At 35.2% G+C, this 18128-nt stretch carries 20 protein-coding genes; 3 read left to right on the plus strand and 17 right to left on the minus strand.

Translation table 11 applies throughout. The features are described from left to right. Positions 1-386 precede the first annotated feature (386 nt). From IGJ34_RS13100 to udk, 10 genes are all read right to left on the minus strand, one after another. Positions 387-1361 carry a Gfo/Idh/MocA family protein gene (locus tag IGJ34_RS13100; protein ID WP_111247625.1) on the minus strand — a complete coding sequence of 325 codons (975 nt, stop codon included), beginning with the start codon at positions 1359-1361 and terminating at the stop codon, positions 387-389. Positions 1362-1621: 260 nt separating this feature from the next. Further along, on the minus strand, positions 1622-1963 hold the full coding sequence (locus IGJ34_RS13105) for a type II toxin-antitoxin system PemK/MazF family toxin (protein ID WP_069653623.1): 342 nt from the start codon (positions 1961-1963) through the stop codon (positions 1622-1624). Positions 1964-2500: 537 nt separating this feature from the next. Next, positions 2501-3982 (minus strand): PASTA domain-containing protein, encoded by a 1482-nt coding sequence (locus IGJ34_RS13110; protein ID WP_430597629.1) that lies wholly within the window; start codon positions 3980-3982, stop codon positions 2501-2503. After that, on the minus strand, positions 3975-4649 hold the full coding sequence (locus IGJ34_RS13115) for an ABC transporter ATP-binding protein (protein WP_111247624.1): 675 nt from the start codon (positions 4647-4649) through the stop codon (positions 3975-3977). The genes IGJ34_RS13110 and IGJ34_RS13115 overlap by 8 nt, the downstream gene beginning before the upstream one ends. A gap of 12 nt (positions 4650-4661) precedes the next feature. Continuing rightward, on the minus strand, positions 4662-6149 hold the full coding sequence (locus IGJ34_RS13120) for an ABC transporter permease (protein ID WP_430597630.1): 1488 nt from the start codon (positions 6147-6149) through the stop codon (positions 4662-4664). Positions 6150-6253: 104 nt separating this feature from the next. Further along, complete coding sequence (locus IGJ34_RS13125; RefSeq protein WP_430597631.1) at positions 6254-6871, minus strand: ATP-binding cassette domain-containing protein; 618 nt, start codon at positions 6869-6871, stop codon at positions 6254-6256. Between the two features lie 44 nt (positions 6872-6915). Continuing rightward, positions 6916-8265, minus strand: coding sequence for an ABC transporter permease (locus IGJ34_RS13130; protein WP_430597632.1), 1350 nt, complete (start codon positions 8263-8265; stop codon positions 6916-6918). 56 nt (positions 8266-8321) lie between these two features. Next, the gene (locus IGJ34_RS13135; RefSeq protein ID WP_430597633.1) at positions 8322-9419 is read right to left on the minus strand and encodes a sensor histidine kinase; all 1098 of its coding nucleotides are present in this window, start codon (positions 9417-9419) and stop codon (positions 8322-8324) included. Further along, positions 9410-10078, minus strand: a complete 669-nt coding sequence (locus IGJ34_RS13140; RefSeq protein WP_069653616.1) for a response regulator transcription factor — start codon at positions 10076-10078, stop codon at positions 9410-9412. Before IGJ34_RS13140 ends, IGJ34_RS13135 begins: the two co-directional genes overlap by 10 nt. A 178-nt stretch (positions 10079-10256) precedes the next feature. Then, positions 10257-10886 (minus strand): uridine kinase, encoded by a 630-nt coding sequence (gene udk, locus IGJ34_RS13145; RefSeq protein ID WP_430597634.1) that lies wholly within the window; start codon positions 10884-10886, stop codon positions 10257-10259. A gap of 123 nt (positions 10887-11009) precedes the next feature. On the opposite strand from udk, the gene IGJ34_RS13150 reads away from it, so the two are divergent. Then, positions 11010-11462 (plus strand): GNAT family N-acetyltransferase, encoded by a 453-nt coding sequence (locus tag IGJ34_RS13150; protein ID WP_069653614.1) that lies wholly within the window; start codon positions 11010-11012, stop codon positions 11460-11462. 48 nt (positions 11463-11510) lie between these two features. Here IGJ34_RS13150 and IGJ34_RS13155 read toward each other — a convergent pair whose 3' ends face one another. Then, the gene (locus IGJ34_RS13155; RefSeq protein ID WP_111247620.1) at positions 11511-12197 is read right to left on the minus strand and encodes a YjjG family noncanonical pyrimidine nucleotidase; all 687 of its coding nucleotides are present in this window, start codon (positions 12195-12197) and stop codon (positions 11511-11513) included. Next, positions 12187-12942, minus strand: a complete 756-nt coding sequence (locus IGJ34_RS13160; RefSeq protein WP_430597635.1) for a pseudouridine synthase — start codon at positions 12940-12942, stop codon at positions 12187-12189. Before IGJ34_RS13160 ends, IGJ34_RS13155 begins: the two co-directional genes overlap by 11 nt. A 526-nt stretch (positions 12943-13468) precedes the next feature. On the opposite strand from IGJ34_RS13160, the gene IGJ34_RS13165 reads away from it, so the two are divergent. Together IGJ34_RS13165 and IGJ34_RS13170 are read left to right on the plus strand one after the other, a co-directional pair. Next, positions 13469-14083, plus strand: coding sequence for a 50S ribosomal protein L25/general stress protein Ctc (locus tag IGJ34_RS13165; protein WP_430597636.1), 615 nt, complete (start codon positions 13469-13471; stop codon positions 14081-14083). 193 nt (positions 14084-14276) lie between these two features. Beyond that, positions 14277-14597, plus strand: a complete 321-nt coding sequence (locus IGJ34_RS13170) for a DUF960 domain-containing protein (protein WP_111247618.1) — start codon at positions 14277-14279, stop codon at positions 14595-14597. A 63-nt stretch (positions 14598-14660) separates the two neighbouring features. Here the strand turns inward: IGJ34_RS13170 and IGJ34_RS13175 are convergent, their stop codons facing one another. From IGJ34_RS13175 to IGJ34_RS13195, 5 genes are all read right to left on the minus strand, one after another. Beyond that, positions 14661-14909: a GlsB/YeaQ/YmgE family stress response membrane protein gene (locus IGJ34_RS13175; RefSeq protein WP_069638886.1), complete on the minus strand. Its 249-nt coding sequence runs from the start codon at positions 14907-14909 to the stop codon at positions 14661-14663. A gap of 37 nt (positions 14910-14946) precedes the next feature. Next, positions 14947-15417 (minus strand): Asp23/Gls24 family envelope stress response protein, encoded by a 471-nt coding sequence (locus IGJ34_RS13180; protein WP_069653609.1) that lies wholly within the window; start codon positions 15415-15417, stop codon positions 14947-14949. A 38-nt stretch (positions 15418-15455) separates the two neighbouring features. Continuing rightward, a complete protein-coding gene (locus tag IGJ34_RS13185) occupies positions 15456-15671 on the minus strand; it encodes a DUF2273 domain-containing protein (RefSeq protein WP_069653608.1) in 216 nt (71 codons plus the stop codon). Positions 15672-15684: 13 nt separating this feature from the next. Then, positions 15685-16248, minus strand: a complete 564-nt coding sequence (gene amaP / locus IGJ34_RS13190; protein ID WP_206848991.1) for an alkaline shock response membrane anchor protein AmaP — start codon at positions 16246-16248, stop codon at positions 15685-15687. A gap of 230 nt (positions 16249-16478) precedes the next feature. Next, positions 16479-18125: a peptide ABC transporter substrate-binding protein gene (locus IGJ34_RS13195; RefSeq protein ID WP_430597637.1), complete on the minus strand. Its 1647-nt coding sequence runs from the start codon at positions 18123-18125 to the stop codon at positions 16479-16481. Between the last annotated feature and the right edge of the window lie 3 nt (positions 18126-18128).

The raw sequence follows: 18128 nt of genomic DNA on the forward strand, positions 1-18128 counted from the left end.
TGTAATCAATGGATCTATCAGACTTTTTTCTTAGTGCAATCAAAATCATCCATTATTTAATACTCCTTGCACCAACTTGAACAAGATACAAAAAAAACAATTCAGTCTAACGATGTGACATGCAGTATTTACACCTCATCTTAAAACAAAAAAGAAGACCGAAGTCTTCTTTTTTGCCACAGTATTTATAAAAATAAATAGATAAAATCTTCTCCACAAAAATATTTATCCGACACGCCTACATCCGGTAGGTATGATTTAACATATGTGCCTCTGTTGTTTTGTCAATCACTAGCCGTCAAAACGGAACAGCCGAAGCTATCTGATTGAGTCAACTCGTCGCATGAGGATAACTTTAACATAGATAAGCTTCGATTGCAATATCTTTATAATTTATCGTCCTCTTCCAACCATTTAGTATATAAATTGTCCACCAAATCTACCGTCGCTACTGTCATTTTTTTAGTCATGATGGGGCTTTCTATACAATGGTTTTGAAGGCATTCATTCACATGCTCTACTTCAAAAACAAATTCACTGTCAAATTCCCCTAACAAAGTCTCTTGTTTGCCATCTGCGTAGTAAATAGTAGCTTGCTTTGTTTTCCAGAAATAAGGGATTTCTATACGGCCTAACTCACCATAAATCGTCATTTTACTTGGAATATCTACTTTTACAGAAATAAAAATGTTTCCTAGGGCTTGATTTTGAAATTTTAAAGCCAGATTTACCTGATCGTCTGTTTCACCTTTTCTTCTTGTAACACTACCACTATATTCTGTAATTGGTTGATCTAGAATAAACTGCATGTACTGTAAGGGATAGCTTCCTGATCCATGTAGCGTTCCACCCCCAGCCTCTAAGGAATGAAACCAACTGATATGATCGGCATTAGGGTACGATGTAACGGACTGCAACCAGTGTATTTTGCCAATTTTATTTTGTTGAATAACTTCTTTCACTTGTAAACTAATCGGTAAAAACACAGATTTTTGTGCTTCCATCAAAAAACAGCCATTTTTTTCAGCTAATGCAAATAGCTCTTCTGCTTGCTGCAAATTCAACGTAAACGGCTTTTCAACCAATACATGTTTCTTATACGTCAATGCCATTTTTGTCGCTTCATAGTGCCCTTTATTATAGGTCGCCACATAAACAATATCTATTTCATCGTCTTCACATAATGCTTCATAACTGCCATAAGCCTTAGGAATAGTCAATTCTTCTGACATTTCTACTGCTTTTGCCAAAGTACGTGAAGCAATTGCGTGAACTTCTCCGGAACGGCTTTCTCTGATTCCCTTTACAAACCGAGGGACGATTTGAGCCGTACTTATTATTCCAAAACGAATTTTCTTCATACTGATCGACTCCTTTGACTATACTATAGCCATAAATGCTGAAAACTTCAAAAAAACGCTTTTAAGTAAGGGAACCCTTTTAGACTCAATAGAGCCATTTTAGAGCCTAGAATAAGACTACTATACAGTCTTGTTCTAGGCTCTAATTCCTATTCACATTTCCTAAAGAATATTCGCGAATTGTTTCGTTCGATTAACTACTTTTTCAACCCGTTGCTTACGAATATTTATGTATATCTTTACCTATGTACTACTCCCATTTAACGAATACCAATACTTATTTTCAGTGCTTGATTGACCTTCAGCATATCGCCATCTTCTAAATGACAAATTTTGTGAAGAATTCGTTCTTTATCCAACGTTCGGATTTGTTCTAGTAATACCAATGACGGTGTCATTCTTTCGTCATGCGGTATATCCACCTTGACCTGTGTCGGCTGCATTTTCTTATTCACATTTCTAGTAATAGGTGCAACAATCAACGTTGGACTAAATAAATTGCCTTTATTATTTTGAATAATTAATACTGGTCTAATCCCTCCTTGCTCCGAACCAACAACAGGCGAGAGATTTGCATAAAAGATTTCTCCCCTTCGCATCATAATACTTTATCACCCCTAACCTAACAAAAACTTCTTTCGTGTAAATTATATCATGCTTTTCTAGAATATTTTTTCAAAAATTTATACTATCCCCTGAAAACTTTGATAATTTCTGCAAAAAAAGGGTTTCATGAGAAAAAAATATATAATATATTTTATTTTAAAAAACTTAAAATATATCAAAACCTTTCTTTCTTAATTGGTATATTTAACAAAATAACTATATATATTCAAATTAGCACTGCGTAATCTCTTTCTAAAACCCCAAAAAAAGATGGATTTGTATCGTTATAAGTCAAAAAATACACTAAACAATAATCATTAAAATCAACCCACATATTTTCCTATTTCTATCAAAAACAGATTTTATATAGAAATAAATCAATTAAAAAAAAGAACTCTCTTTAATTGTTAACTGGTAAGAACTATTGTTTCTCATCAAACTTTTATTTTGTCATCTCCTATTATTTCATAACCAAAGAAAAAAATCAGGACAACTTACTTTCCTGATTTCTCTCTTTACTATTTTTCAGCGTATTAGGGCATTTCTTTTGAGTCTGTTTCATTCTCAGAATCTTTTTTAGGTATTGGATCAGATCCGCCATCTAAATTCCCCAAACTAATATCTAACGTAACCGTGTAATCCAACGGTACATATAAATTATAGGCGCTCATACCGACCACTGTGCCTTTAGGTTGTGCAGAGTCAACGTATCTTACAGTATATTGGATATTTGCTCCTTTTGATTGGAATTCGTCATAGAAATACTTTTGTAAATCCCCTTCTACTGTGTTCCCTCTTAGATCTTTAAGATAAGGTTGCCCAGCAGAGTAGTAGACTTTAACTTTCAAATCATCTTTGCTTGTCAACTGAGTTCCCGCTTCAACACTTTGCGAAACTAATTGACCATACGCTACGTTATTCGTAAACACGCTCTTGGCTTGAACTGTTAAACCTTCGACAGCAGTCCCAGCTTCTTCTTGTGTATAATCGGCAAAGTTCGGCACAATATAGCCTTTACCTAAAGATACTGTCACAGTCAAACTGTCTTTTTTAGCGACTTTCTGATCTTTCGCAATGCTTTGAGAAATAATACTTTCTGCTGGAACCTCTGCTGAGCTAGCTTCTTCATAGGTCACTTTTATCTCATTTGTTTTAGCCCAACTTTCAACTTCCGTCTTCATTTTTTTCGTAAAATCAGGGACAGAAATATTTTTTTCAAACGTCTCTTTTCCTTTGGAATAATACATATTCGCTTTGTCTTTACGTTTATAATTTTCTTTTGTCACATCTTTATTGACGATTTCAAAGCGCACAGCTTTGCCTTTTTCCAACGTATCACTATATTCGTCGATCAACGAAATATTGTCTGCTTTATTATCCTTGATCCATTTTTCTACTTCTGTTTTTTTCATCGTCATAAAATCAGGGAGCTTCAATTTTTCTTCTGGGTCAGCACCTATGCTTGCTTCAACCGTTAATTCAGCCCCTTTTTTGATTTTTTTGCCTTTTTTTACTGTTTGGGAAATCACTTTGTTTGCTTCGACCTGTTTACTGTACGTCTGTTCAACTTTTAATTTCACTTTGTTTTCCGTCGCCCAGGTTCGTACTTCTGCTAAATCTTTTCCAGAAAACTCTGGGAGTGCAACATGGGTCATTTGGAAATAACCGAAATACAACATACAAAGTGCTACAAAGGTCCCTATCCCTGTTATTAAAAATTTTTGTTTCCTTTTCTTATGGTACGTAGGATCTATTTCCGTTTCATCTTCTGGCTGACTTCTTCTTGTTTGGTCATTTCCTGCTTGTTCTGTATCTGGTGAAAAAGAGGAACTATCAACTTTGGGATCAGTCACATTGACTGGTCCCATTCTTGTTGGTTGCTCACTTGGTTTTTCATCGGACACTTTATTTAATGAAGAATCTGTTGACCCTTCTTTATTCAGATCTTCCCGCAGCTTTTTTTCTTTTGTCTCATCGTAATTCGATTTATTGAAATTCGATAAAAAATCACTCATTCAACATCAACTCACCTTGCTTAAGAAAATAGGTTTTATCTGATTGTTTGGCTATTTCATTCGAATGGGTCACGACAATCACACATTTATTATGTGTTTCTGCTAAATCTTTAAAGATATCCACGATTTCTTGTTCCATGCCTTCATCTAAATTTCCTGTCGGTTCATCAGCAAGAATGATATCAACATTTGTTGCTAAGGCTCTCGCAATTGCTACACGTTGTTGTTCTCCCCCTGATAATTGTCCCACCAAACGATCTGCCTTCGCTTTATTGATACCGATATAATCTAATAAATTGTAGGCAACTGCACGGTTATCTTTTGGCATATCATTATCTGTGATCGACATCGCGACTAACACATTTTCTATAGCCGTTAAATAGGGAACTAAATTGTAACTTTGAAAAATAATACTGATATCATCTCTACGATACTTTTCCAGTCCAATTTTTTTGATGTTCTGGCCTTTGTATAAAACTTCTCCAGATTTTGGTTCATCCAATGCACTGATCAATGAAAGAAACGTTGTTTTTCCAGAACCAGATTGCCCTAAGATCGTATAAAATTGTCCTTTTTCAAAATGAATGGATGTATCATGTAAAATCATTCGACGTTTGTCTCCGTCTTGATAAAAATAGCTCACGTTTTTCGTTTGTAAAATTGTCATTTTGGTTTCCTCCTACATCATGATTTTCTTTGGATTCAACCGTAAGACATACGTCAAAGGTAAAATCGCAGACAATAGAACTGTGCTTAATCCTGCAATTAAGAAGGTCACGATATAGCTAATTGAGAATTTCACTTCATATGCATTGGAAACATCTTCAGTTGTTAATGATGACATATTTACCCCACTGCCTCCACCGATCGTCATGGCAGCACCATTGCTCGCTGCATTGCTCGTTTGTGAAAAGGCGTCGCTTGCAATCAAGGATTCTGAAACCATTTTCCCAAGCAGATTCCCTGTAACAAGGGATAAGCACATTGCAATTAAACTAATCAACAACAATTCAATCAAAATCTGTTGCATTACTTTGGCCCTTGTTTCACCTAAGGACAAATAAATGCCTAATTCATGTTTACGGTCGCGCAAGAAAAGAATGACTACTAATGAAATAATCAATAATGTAGCGCCAATTGCTAAAATCACAACATAACCTGAAATTTGTGACATTTTTTTGAATGTACCGCCAACTTCATCATACTGATCCGTTGATGCTGTTACTTTGTAGCCTTCTGGTATCATTGATTTTGATTCTTCTTTGAAGGCTTCGACATCTTCTGGAGACTTAAGCACATAGATAGGAGTGATTTGGTCCATATCCTCTTGCGTCATGTCTGTCCCGTCAGCTTTTTTATAATGATCTGGTAACAATGATTTTCCTTTTTCAAATTCTATTTTATTGATGTTCATCACTGCATCATTTGGCATATAGACCGTATTAAACTGCTCGGTTTCCATGAATTGCTCTTCGAAACCTTTTTGATCTTTTCCATCTGATTTTTTCTTTTCAACACTTGTCGGTTCAAAGATACCAATAATTTCTACTGGGTGATCTTGACTTGCAAGTTCTTCGGTTGAGCCATCTTGTTTATAATCCATGATCAAGCTATCTAAAACGACTTTGTCTCCTACATTAAAACCATTTTCTTCTGCAAGTTTTTTTGAAATGATTGCAACATCTTTTCCGTTATTGATTTCATCTTGCTTAAATGTTCGTCCTTCAACTAAATTGACTTTTTTATCCTTAAAATCTAACGGTTCCAGTAAATTGTTTCCTTTAATACTCAACATTTTGGGCATACCACCCATTGTTGTAGCATTTTCCATTTCATAGGTCTTGATTTTTTTTACAAAAAAGTTGGTTTTCACGTTATAGTCAAATTCTTTGACATACGATGACTGTCCCAACTTTTTAACATCCTCCACTTTTAATGTGGAAGGGGAAAAAGACTGACCTTCATCCATCATTTTTTGATAATCCAATTCAACACTCACAGTAGCGCCTAGGTCATGTTTAATTTTCTTTTCGACGTTTGCGGTGGATTGTTGAATCGCGATCGCCCCGGCAATCACGTTTCCTAATATAAAAATAACTGCAAATAAAATAATTGATTTTCCTTTTCTTCTTGTAACACTGCACAATGCTCGATTCCAATAGTTCATATACTCTTCCTTCCTGTTAAAAAACAATGAAGAATAACTTAGACAGATACATCACACTGTTCAGTCGATTCAACAACAACCTTTGATATACGCTAAAGCTTATCCTATTCACCATTGTCTTTTATAAATGATAGTTTCCCACCATTCAATCCCCATAATTCGTCAACATATTCCGCAATCACTTTTGATTGAGAACTGATGATGATACACTTATTTTCATTTTTCGCGTATATACGTATGTACTCCATGATCATTTCTAATGAAAGTTCACTTAACGTCACAGCAGGTTCGTCAATTAAGACGATTTCAGGATCATTGATTAGTGCTTTGGCCAAATAAATCCGTTGCTGATTAGCAATAGACAATATTTTAAGTTTTTGTCTTGCTACTTTCTCATCGATGCCAACTTTTTTTAGGGCATCATAAAAATAACCATTTCCATGTGCAACAGCACTTGAAGCGCTCAAATTGAGGTTAGCCAAGGCCGTTTCATTTGAAAGGACATTGTACTGTTGAAAAACTGTGCCGATTTCGTGTCGCCGATAATTGTCGCGATCAAGGTTTTCAACGTTTTGGTTTTTATAAAAGATTGTGCCTGAATCAAGCTTGTCTAGTCCTGCAATCAGTGCAAGCAAGGTCGTTTTTCCTCCCCCACTTTTTCCTAAAATGCCGTAAACCTTCCCCAATGAAAAATCGATCGTTGTATCGTCCAATACGGTCACGTTGTTTTTCTTATTCGTATATACTATATTTTTAAGAGAGAGAATCATCGCTCATCTAAATTCCTTTCTAACAAAAATTCAATCGGTTCAAATTTAAAAACTTTATAACTGTCAATGGACATGATGGTAATCAAGAATAAGCAGGTAACTCCAATAAAAGTGATGAAAGAATTAGCATTGAACACCATTGGGATAGATGCTATAGATTCGTTTTTTTCACTAGCGACGAAACTAAATAGCTGATCAACGTTTCCCATCAGTTGCCTTTGGCTGTTTAATTGCCAATCTGCAATCGGCTGTACGATAAATTTTGTCGCTATCAAGGCAAAAGTAAAACTAAAACTCGCAACTACCACCAACTCGATCAGTCGACTTTTGATTATTTGCTGTTTCGTGATACCAATATTACGCAACACATAAATTTCTGTTTGCTTTTGTCTAAACAGCCGAATTGAAAGTAGTGCTAACCCAAAGTTGCCAAAAATCAAGAAACTTAACAAAATCGTTCCAGAAAGTGTACCTGTCCCGTTAACTGGACTTAACAATAGTTTCATATTCGCTTCATTAGTCATCACTTGATATTCACTTGGTAACCCTTTTGTTTTGATCTCATCGAAAAAATCTTCAAAGATAGCCATGCTTGTTAATTCATACGATACACTGTTATACACGAATTGATCGTCTTTTTCCATCGCATGCAAGGTTTCCCAATTTGTAAAAATATCATTTCCTTGCCCCCCCACCAATTGACTAGCACCATCTGATTGGACTTGTTCATTAGGTTGATACATTCCAGCAATAACTAATGATTGTCGTGCCTTTTTTTCATTTCCTGTTAAAACGACTTGAATTGAATCTCCTATTTTGAGTTGGTTCAATTCGGCAAATTCATTACTGACCAAGCATTCATTGTCTTTTAGAACTGTGCTTCCTGCGCTAATATCCAATCCATTTTCAGCGAGTTCTTTTACAAGACTATCTGATTCAGCTCCCCACCAATTTGCTAGGCCCTGATTGTAATTCTCTTTCAATGCATTTCCCTCTGATTCTCGGAATTGAACCATACTTGGAGATGGGATTGTTGTTAACGTTTCAAAGGAAATCGGCGTGTTCTCAATCATTTTCATTCCATTTACGTACTTAGACTTTCCAAATTTGACATATTGTTCCTTTGTTAGTTTTTTTTCATGCGATATATTACTTAAATCAGGTTCTAGAATCGTTACTATGGTCTTAAATTGGTTGCTGTAATGTTGCGTGAATAATTTAGCAGAGCTATAGAGGGTACTTGTAACCATTGTCCCTAAAATCATAAGAAATAGCATGATGCCGACTAGTAAATAATTCCAGATGTGTCTTCTAAGATTTAAGAAAGCATGTTTAAAGACGAACATGTTCTAGCTCTCCTCCTTTCTTGTTCTACAATACCAAACCAATTGTTAACTGAATGTTAACTTTCAGCAATTTGTGGAAATGATAGATAAAAAGTTGATCCCTGATTTTTCTTACTTTCAACATAAACAAAGCCTTGGCATAAATCACAAACATGAGAAACAACCGATAAGCCAATCCCGTAACCATCTTGTTTTAGTCCGTTGATTCGGTAATTGTGGTTAAAAATAGTGGTGTGAACCTCTGGGTCGATTCCTTTCCCATGATCTGTTATCTCAACAATAACACTTCCGTTTCGGTTATTAACAGCCACTTCTATAGGCTTTTCATTCCCATATTTGATTGCATTGTCCACTAAATTTGATACTGCTCGATAGATCCAACGATTTTTGCCTAAAATCAACGTCGAGCCAATTTCATCAAAGGAAAATGTAAGTTCAGGGTAACTTTTGCGATACGTATCACATACTTCTGCGCAAATTAATGACACATCCACCTTCTCACTCATTGCTTCTTCAGAACTGTTTGAAAGGGTCAAGATATCATCGATGCTATCCGTTAGGCGATCTAAAATGTGTAGATTGCCCGTTTCATTGTGTTCTAATTCCAAATTAGCCCTTAAAATCGCAATAGCATTTTTCTGTTCATGAGTGAGATAACTACTCAACCTCTTATAATCAGCTAGGTTCCCATCAAACTTGTCTTTTAACTGTTTGAATGCTTTCGCAACAGTTTTATCTTCAACTTTATCTTCAGAAAATTTCTCTAAAAACTGTAAATCATGAATGATCGAAACCATCTGCTTCGTATAAATTCGCCGTAAAACAAACCATAAGGTCATCGTCAGTACTAAAATAGCTGAACACACTGCTAAAATGATCATCGGCAAATATTTTAATAAACTATTTAAATAAATATCATCTAACGCTTGAGTACTGACTAATTCAGATGCTTTTAATGCAACGGTTGTGGTTGGCTGTGCTTGAGCCATCGTTTCATTTTCATCGTTTACAATATAAATCGCTGAACCGATCGATTGACCGATATTCAGTGAACTCCAGTTACTTTTCACTGCAAAAAAGCCAGCACTAATGATCAAAATAACAAAAAAAGCAAAGGTCAGCACCGTTAAACTGATTTTAAAATTTACTCGCATAATTGATATCCTTTCGCTCGAATCGTTTTAAGCAATTCTTTTCCAGATGCTTGAGCAAGTTGTTTTTTTAACCTAGCAAGATGAACACGCAAAACAGACGAAAATGGATCAAAATTTTCATCATAAACATGTTCAGCGATTACTTCTGTGGAAACAACCGCCGGATGCTGTTGGGCAATACATAATAAAATATCAAACTCTTTTGGCTTTAAAGTGATTTCCGTTCCCCCATAAGAAACAAAACGTTTTACAGGATCGATCATCAGTTGATTGATTTGGATATGAGGTGATGTTCGACCGTGAAAACGTCTGATGACTGCACGAATACGGGCAACTAATTCTAATAATTCAAATGGTTTTACTAAATAATCATCTGCTCCAAAATCGAGACCCTTTGCTCTTTCTTCAATTTCATCTCTCGCAGTGATAATAATGATTGGACTGTCTATATTGGATTCTCTTAAAAAGTGTAAAATCGATAATCCATCTTTATCAGGTAAATTCAAATCTAATAAAATAGCATCATAGTTATTTACATAGGCTTTCTCTTCTCCTTCTAGCCCAGAAAAAGCCAGATCGACTAAGAATTTTTCCCGTTCTAATCCTTTTTGAACTGATGTCGCCAGTTCACGATTGTCCTCAATAATTAAAATTCTCATCTAATCCATTCCTCTCTAAGATCACTGATGCCCTCGTCAATAGTTATCTCATAAGATACTACACCTAAGAATAGTTTGTCTATATTTCCTGTTTTTGCACTAGAATAATATAACAAAAAAACAACGACTCTATTTGATAAATTCAAATAAAAACCATTGTTTTTTAGTGATTCTCTATTTATACTTCATTTAAAATACTTGCTACTTTTGTCGTGATCAAATCAATCGCTACGTGATTTTCTCCGCCTTCTGGAACAATCACATCTGCATATCGTTTTGTGGGTTCGATGAACTGATGATACATTGGTTTTACTACTGATAAATACTGTTCAATAACAGAGCCTAAAGTTCTTCCGCGTTCTTCCATATCACGTTTGATTCTGCGAATGATGCGCATATCATCATCTGTGTCGACATAGAGTTTAATGTCCATTAGCTCTCTTAACCGAACATCTTCCAAGATCAGTATCCCTTCTAAAATAATGACCTCTTTTGGTTCTTGAACAAGAATATCTGAACTTCTAGTGTGTGCAACGTAATCATACACTGGTTTTTCGATTGTTTGATAGTTAATCAACTGTTGTATGTGCTCGATTAGCAAATCCGTATCGAAAGCAAACGGGTGATCATAATTCGTTGTTAGTCTTTCTTCAAAACTCAGATGGCTTTGATCTTTATAATAAGAATCTTGTTCCAGCATCATGATAGAATGATTGGGAAAATGATTAAAAATCGCTCGACTGACACTGGTTTTCCCACTGCCCGAACCGCCAGTAACACCAATCACGATTGGTTGAGTATTTTTCATTCAACGAAACCTCTCTCTTATATGTAATAGTCATAATAACCTTTTTCTATTATAATAGAAACGAGCATAAATGCCACAATTTTATTCACTTATTGACTATTTTATTAGAAAGGAAAAAACAGTATGACGATCAAGAAAATCGAAACTCTTCAAACAGTCCACTATGACCTACTATTATTAGCTGATCCAGCTAAACATTTAGTCGCTAACTATACTAAACGTGGTTTATGTTTTGAACTACTTCATGATGAAATACCGATTGGTGTTCTAGTCTTACTTCCTACAAGACCCGAAACATTAGAAATTGTGAATATTGCCGTTTCAAAAAGCTATCAGGGGCAAGGTTTTGGTAAAAAATTGATCCAGTTTGCTTTCGTTTATGCTAAAAATAATCAATACAAAACCGTTGAAATCGGTACGGGCAGTACTAGCTTGGGTCAATTATATCTTTATCAAAAATGCGGCTTTCGCATGACAAGTATTGATCGTGATTTTTTTCTTCGTCACTATGAGGAAGAAATAATCGAGAATAAGCTTATTTTAAAAGATATGGTTCGCTTATGTATAGATCTATAAAAAAAAATAGCCGTCGCAAGTCTTATGAACTCCTGCGACTGCCAATTTTTATTGTTCCAACACGTTAAAAATCTCATCTAAATAACTGATTTCATATGTTGGTTTAACCTCAGCTATTGGGTGTTGTTTCCCTGGATTTAACCAAACTGTTTTGATATTTGCCGAATTCCCTCCTTGAATATCTGAAGCCAATGAATCTCCAATAATCAATGTTTTTTCTCGCTCAAAATTAGGAATTCGTTCAAAAACATAGTCGAAATATTCTTTCATCGGTTTTTGAAAACCTACTTCTTCTGAAACAAAGATATCATTAAAAAAGGGTGTCATATTTGAATCGTTCAGTCGTTGATATTGCGTTTTTGCGACACCATTTGTCACAATATACAGATCGTAATCAGGTTTGAGTCGTTCAATGATTTCTTTACTATTTCCCAACAAATCGTGCCCCTGACCTAGATAATGGCGATATTGTTCCCCCATCTTTTTCCCATCTACTTTTTTATCTAATTGCTCAAATAGTAAACTAAAGCGCGTATCCGTCACCGTTGTTTTATCTATTTTTCCTTGCTCAAATTCACGCCACAATTGACTGTTGATTTTTTTGTATGTTGCTTCTATTTCATCTGTTAGCGTGACGTTTTCTTCTTGAAAAAGAGCTTGTAGTGCTTTTTTTTCTGTTAATTGAAAATCTAGTAATGTATCATCTACATCAAATAATAATGTTTTAAATTTCATCTTCCACTCTCTTTTCTTTTTTATGAGTCGTAAAATAAGGCAACAACATCTGTAATTCTGCTTGGTTTAAGGGACGATATTCCCCTAAATCAAGGTCTGTATCTAATTGGATTGGCCCCATTGATAATCGTTTCAAATAACGCACTTTTTTTCCAACAGATAAAAACATTTTTTTGACTTGATGAAATTTTCCCTCCGTGATATCTAAATAGGCATGGCTCTCATTTTTTTCTGATGTTAAAATTTCCAGCTCGGCCGGCTTACACCTATTTCCGTCAGAAAAAACGATTCCATGCGCAAATGCTATACGATCCTGAGCTGTTAAAGGTTCATTCACTCTAACTTCATACCTCTTTGTAACCTTTTTATGTGGCAACAATAATTGATACCCTAACTGACCATTATCCGTCATTAGCAATAATCCTTCTGTATCACGATCTAAACGACCTATAGGATATAATCCTGCTCGTTGATCACTAGGATGAATTAACTCAATAACGGTTTGATGTTGAGCATCTTTGACTGCCGTCACAACACCTTTAGGCTTATTCAGCATATAATACACATGGGATTCGTGTTGGATTTTTTGATCCCCAACGTAAATTTCTTGTAATGTTGCATCTACATTCAAATTTTCATTCAAGATGATCTGACCGTCAACCGTAACTTGTTTACTGCGAATCAGTGTTTTTACTTTTCTTTTAGAACCGATTTTTTTTTCTTCTAATAATTTATCTAACCGCATTTATTTTCCTCATTTCATTTAATATTTTAGTATAAACTTTAAAAAATGAAAAGAAATCACCCTGAACGACGTACGATTTTTCCGAATCGATACTTTTTAAGACTCTTTAAAGGTCATCCGTTCTTTCTTCACTTCCCTTGACTTACCATTGAATTCGCGTTAAGGTTGATGTAGAAAGTGAATAAGGTTTCTCAAAAACAGCGTAATGACCTGGGAGAGAATAAGATATCATATGGAATTCCCCCTGGATAATTGTGCACAATTATTCGGGATTTTTTGTTTTTGTTGTTCGTTTGTAGAAGCTGCTTGTTCGTTTCAAATTTGAACAGGAAAACCTTAGCTAAGTTTATGCTTTTACATGTTTATACTCTACGTCAACAAAACTCCTTTTTTCCATCATGTTGCGTTTTGCAGATAACCAAATATAAATTCATTTTGATTTATCTAGCTTTATAAGCAAGTCTCATAATACAGGGAGGCTATAAAAGCTTGTTCAGCTTTTAAATTTAAGGGAGGAATTTAGGTTATGTCAGTATCATTAGAAGTCAAAGAAAGAGCTGTCCGTCCGCGTTCACTAAGAAATCAACTACGTCACTCTGGCCAAGTTCCCGCCGTCGTTTATGGGTATGAAATTGAAAGTACACCTATTTCAGTTGATCAAAAAGATTTAACAAAAATTTTACGAGACAATGGTGCCAATGCCGTAATCACAATGACTATTGGTGGTAAAAAAATCAATACATTGATGTTTAAAGCTCAATTGGACACCTTTACAAATCAAATGAAACATATCGAATTTCTAGCTGTAAATATGAAAGAAACAACGGAAGTAGAAGCTGAAATCGTGCTTATCGGTGAATCCGAAGGGGTGAAAGCTGGTGGTGAACTTGCTCAAAACTTATATAATGTTTTAGTTTCAGCAACACCAGATAAGTTACCTGAACGTGTAGAAGTGGATATTACAAAACTTGCAATTGGCGATGCTATTACCGTGGCTGATTTACCAGAAAGTAAAGATTATGAGATCATTACTGACAGTGAAGAACAAATTGCAGCCGTAGTAGAAGCGAAAACGGAATCAGAAGAAGAAAGTTCTGGAGAAGCTACTGAACCTACAGTGATCGGTGAAAAACCAGAATAATCCATCTATTAAAATAGATTTTAGAAGGTTGAGATGTCACTCTTAGAGTGATGTCTCAATTTCTTTTTTCTATCTTTGCATTCAACAGATTGTGCAAGCTTTTTAGTTGCTTTTTTTTTGAAACATGACAGAAGCGACTTTTTCCTAAATAAGGTATACTGTTGATATTAGATAGCTAAAGGAGGTCATATAAATGGTTGAAAGTTTTGATAGTGAACGTAGTCGTTATGCATCTTTAGGTGTGGTTGAAAGCCTACCTGGCGCTTTGATCGACAGTATCTGGCTGATTATCGATTTGGATTTAAAAGGGGTCATCCCACTTACGAATATGCTGTATTTTGATTTAATAGACAATGGTGGGACAGTAACTGTTCATTTTTCACAAGAAATCAGCGATGTTCAAATGGCCGTTGACTTACCTTTTCCTTACTCTGAAAACTATCCGTCTCAAGTATTTGCTTTTGATGATGGTCATAAAGAAACGATTTTATTGCCAGCAGAAATGCTGGAATAATAAAAAAACCAGTTCTACATAGCTTGTAAAAGTCATGTAGAACTGGTTTTTATTTCTTTATACTTATGCCATTCGTTTCGCAATAAATGAATAAATTGCGATACAAATCACTGCACCGATCAATGCGGAAATAATTGGAAACCCACCGATAATTGGGCCAAAGTTTCCTAAAAGCATTGTGCCTACCCAGCTACCAATAAATCCAACGATAATATTGCCAATTACACCACCTGGTACATCTCTACCTAAAATTGCTCCAGCAATGGCTCCTAGTACACCACCGACAATCAATGACCAAATAAAACTCAACATAATAAACATCCTCCTCTAATTCAACTACAGCGAAACATTATTGTAATGTACGTGTATTGTTTTCTTGTTTTTTATCATTTTCATTATCATCTTTTTTCTTGTTTTCAAATTTTTCTTCGTACTGTTCCTTTGACATCACATCATCTACGTTCATGTTAAATTCAATAACATCTAGCCCCGTCATGTTTTTTACTTCTTCTGCAACTTTTTTTGTTGCTGTATCAAATACTTGAGCAATATTCTTACCATATTCCCCAATGACATCTAAATCAATTGCAACTTGTTTCGTTCCAACTTCTGCACTAATGCCTTTCGTTGGATTGTTTCCATTCGTAAATTTATCGGTCAAGTTTGTAATCGCATTTCCGCTTAATCCTAAAATACCAGGGATTTCTGATACGGCGATACCAGCAATTTTTTTCACGACTTGATCGTCAAATGTTAATTTTGTTTTGATTCCATTTGCGTTTGTTCCTTCAGTTGTGTTTCCAGTTGCTTTGTTATCCATATTTTTCTCAACCTTTCTGATTTTGATTCGATTTATTTTTATCTTTCAAAAAAAGCCTGTATTGTAGCTAAAATTGAAGAGATAGAGCGGTTTTCATCTTGCGTTTTGCCAATAAAATAGCCGATTCCTGTTAAAGCGACAAGCAAAACTGTTTTCCAAAATCCAATTGTCATAAACAGTATGGCAATTAGAACAGCTAATCCGGTACATATAATTTGATTGCGGTAAGGAGCTATTGTCATTCTTTTTTTCATTATCCTTCCTCCTTTAAACCACACGTGACTCTTTTTTACTGCTTGGCAATAAAGACGATTCTGCTTTTTTCTTTTTGAAAATAACCTTGATTTTATTCGTCTCGATCATTGCCATGTTTTGCAAGGCTTGTGGGATTGATTCTTGAATTTGTTTCCCTCTACTTAAGAACTGCTGTTGTTGTTCGTCTGCTATCGTGACTTCTACATCTGCCGTTTGTTTCTTTGTTAATCTAACTTTTACCTGTGTATTATCACCATTTACAATGCCATGTAATGAAGCTCTAGCAATCGATTCCAGTGTGTTCAGTGGTAAGTTGACCTGACCGGTATCTTTTTTTATGTGGATTTGTTTTGACGTGATCGGTTTGAATATAATCATCAAAAAAGCCAGCAACAAGATTGCTAATAAAGCAAAAAGAACAACTTGGTAAAAATAAAATAGCCAATCATATTGAAACAGTAAATTATCAAAAAATGTGGTCACAACACCTAAATCTACTATTTGAGAATATAAACCAGCAATCCCAAAAATACCAGCTAATAGTATAATAGAAATAAGTACTTTGATTACTCGCATAGATTTTCTCCCTCCAACGTTGATTGTACTTTTTCAAGATTTTTCTCTAATCTATACTTTTATGTTAAACGCATTATCAAACAATTACAAAAGATATGCATGCTCTTTGTTGGATCCTCGTTTACGCCTTTCTCTTTTTCACTGTAAACACTGCGATGAAGATACTAATGACTTCATAATAAAAAAAGGGAACATAAAGATGTTGATCTTTATGCTCCCTTTTTTATCTATTATTCAACATACGCTAAACGATAAGATACTGTTCTACCAAACGGAAAAACTTGTAATTCTTTTAATTGATCCGCTTTTAGATACCCAATTGCTCCTTGATAAAGCGGCAGAACAGCGGCATCTTTTTCAATCAAGGTTTCTTCTAATTCTTTTAATTTATCCCAACGTTTTTCTGGTTCGTTAGCTAAAGTGATTCTAGCATCATTCAATCCTTTGTCATAGTCAGAATTATTATAGCCTGAAGTATTCAACCCACTTTTAGAGTCATAAAATTCTAAAAAGTTGATTGGATCAGCATAATCTGGTGTCCATGTACCAAAAACTAAGTCAAAATTGCTTGCTGTTTGCAAGTCCAATCGATTTTGCAGTGGAATAGATTTCAACGTAATTTTTAACCCAGGTAGATTTTGTTGTAATTGCCCTTGGACATACTCGATTGTCTTTTTCGCAAGTGCGGAATCGGCTGATAATAATTCTAATTCAATTTCATCTTTACCTAATTCTTTCTTAGCTATTTCCCAACTTTTTTGTGCTTCTTTTAAATCATATGGAAGGAAATCTCCATTTTCTTTTCGGAAATCTTCGCCTGTTTCAGGATCTTTCGCAAAATCTTTTGGCACAAAACCGTTGATAGCTGTAGAACCATCCCCTAAAATATCTTTAGCAAATGTTTCTTTATCGATTGCTTGTAAAATAGCTTTACGCGCATTTACATTGCCGGTTACTTCTCGCTTATGATTAGGACTCAAATAGCCAACCATTGCCTTAGGAATAAAATGTGCTTGCGGTGAGTCTTTGTATTGCAATGCATACGTATCTGCTAGAACAGTGTAATCTAGATCACCTGCATCAAAAAGGTTTGTTCCAGTACCGATTTCTTTCACTACTTGAACATCAATCGTATCTAGCTTAACATTTTCCTGATCCCAGTAGTCTTTGTTTTTTGTTAGTTTCCAATTTTCTGTATTACCGTCCCAACCAGAAATTACAAATGGGCCATTTCCAACAAAATTATCTGTTGATGTACCGTAAGCATCGCCTTTTTCTTTGACGAACTTTTCATTTTTTGGCATAAAGGGCGTTCCAACCAATACTTGAGATAGATAAGGAATTGGGTATTCTAAGGTCATTTCTAATGTTTGATCATCAATTGCTTTGACCCCAAGCTCATCCACTTTTGCTTCCCCTTCTCGGATTTTTCGACCATTTTTGAAAATATCCATTTGGTTACTGCTACTTGAACCAAAACTTGGATCTACAACATTTTTAAATGCTGAGACAAAATCACCTGCTATAACAGGATCACCATTGCTCCATTTTGTCTCTTTTAATTTAAATGTGTACACTAATCCATCATCACTAACGGTAGGCTCACTTGCTGCAACAGCTAATTCTGGCTCATGATTTTTATCCATTCGATAAAGTCCTTCTACAACTTGACCAATCATATCCGAACTGTATACATCCGTATAATGTGCGCTATCTAGTGTTGATAACTCTCCTCCAGAAGCAACTTTGATTACTTGTGTCTGATCTGTTTTACCGCCATCCGTTTTTTCACCAGATGTGCTGGTCCCTTGTCCCCCATTGCAAGCCGTCAATAATAAACCCGCTGCTAATACAAAAACACCAAACTTTTTCTTCATTGT

The organism is Enterococcus sp. AZ177 (assembly GCF_050544585.1).
GTDB classification, from domain to species: domain Bacteria; phylum Bacillota; class Bacilli; order Lactobacillales; family Enterococcaceae; genus Enterococcus_L; species Enterococcus_L plantarum.

Excerpts from the sequence above, each read along its gene's own strand:
- IGJ34_RS13160 (WP_430597635.1), bottom strand. The coding sequence starts at position 12,942 with ATGCGGTTAGATAAATTATTAGAAGAAAAAAAAATCGGTTCTAAAAGA.
- IGJ34_RS13120 (WP_430597630.1), bottom strand. The coding sequence starts at position 6,149 with ATGAACTATTGGAATCGAGCATTGTGCAGTGTTACAAGAAGAAAAGGA.
- IGJ34_RS13185 (WP_069653608.1), bottom strand. The coding sequence starts at position 15,671 with ATGAAAAAAAGAATGACAATAGCTCCTTACCGCAATCAAATTATATGT.
- IGJ34_RS13100 (WP_111247625.1), bottom strand. The coding sequence starts at position 1,361 with ATGAAGAAAATTCGTTTTGGAATAATAAGTACGGCTCAAATCGTCCCT.
- IGJ34_RS13150 (WP_069653614.1), top strand. The coding sequence starts at position 11,010 with ATGACGATCAAGAAAATCGAAACTCTTCAAACAGTCCACTATGACCTA.
- IGJ34_RS13110 (WP_430597629.1), bottom strand. The coding sequence starts at position 3,982 with ATGAGTGATTTTTTATCGAATTTCAATAAATCGAATTACGATGAGACA.
- IGJ34_RS13175 (WP_069638886.1), bottom strand. The coding sequence starts at position 14,909 with ATGTTGAGTTTTATTTGGTCATTGATTGTCGGTGGTGTACTAGGAGCC.
- IGJ34_RS13195 (WP_430597637.1), bottom strand. The coding sequence starts at position 18,125 with ATGAAGAAAAAGTTTGGTGTTTTTGTATTAGCAGCGGGTTTATTATTG.
- IGJ34_RS13130 (WP_430597632.1), bottom strand. The coding sequence starts at position 8,265 with ATGTTCGTCTTTAAACATGCTTTCTTAAATCTTAGAAGACACATCTGG.
- amaP (WP_206848991.1), bottom strand. The coding sequence starts at position 16,248 with ATGCGAGTAATCAAAGTACTTATTTCTATTATACTATTAGCTGGTATT.
- udk (WP_430597634.1), bottom strand. The coding sequence starts at position 10,886 with ATGAAAAATACTCAACCAATCGTGATTGGTGTTACTGGCGGTTCGGGC.
- IGJ34_RS13180 (WP_069653609.1), bottom strand. The coding sequence starts at position 15,417 with ATGGATAACAAAGCAACTGGAAACACAACTGAAGGAACAAACGCAAAT.
- IGJ34_RS13165 (WP_430597636.1), top strand. The coding sequence starts at position 13,469 with ATGTCAGTATCATTAGAAGTCAAAGAAAGAGCTGTCCGTCCGCGTTCA.
- IGJ34_RS13140 (WP_069653616.1), bottom strand. The coding sequence starts at position 10,078 with ATGAGAATTTTAATTATTGAGGACAATCGTGAACTGGCGACATCAGTT.
- IGJ34_RS13155 (WP_111247620.1), bottom strand. The coding sequence starts at position 12,197 with ATGAAATTTAAAACATTATTATTTGATGTAGATGATACATTACTAGAT.
- IGJ34_RS13170 (WP_111247618.1), top strand. The coding sequence starts at position 14,277 with ATGGTTGAAAGTTTTGATAGTGAACGTAGTCGTTATGCATCTTTAGGT.
- IGJ34_RS13105 (WP_069653623.1), bottom strand. The coding sequence starts at position 1,963 with ATGATGCGAAGGGGAGAAATCTTTTATGCAAATCTCTCGCCTGTTGTT.
- IGJ34_RS13135 (WP_430597633.1), bottom strand. The coding sequence starts at position 9,419 with ATGCGAGTAAATTTTAAAATCAGTTTAACGGTGCTGACCTTTGCTTTT.
- IGJ34_RS13115 (WP_111247624.1), bottom strand. The coding sequence starts at position 4,649 with ATGACAATTTTACAAACGAAAAACGTGAGCTATTTTTATCAAGACGGA.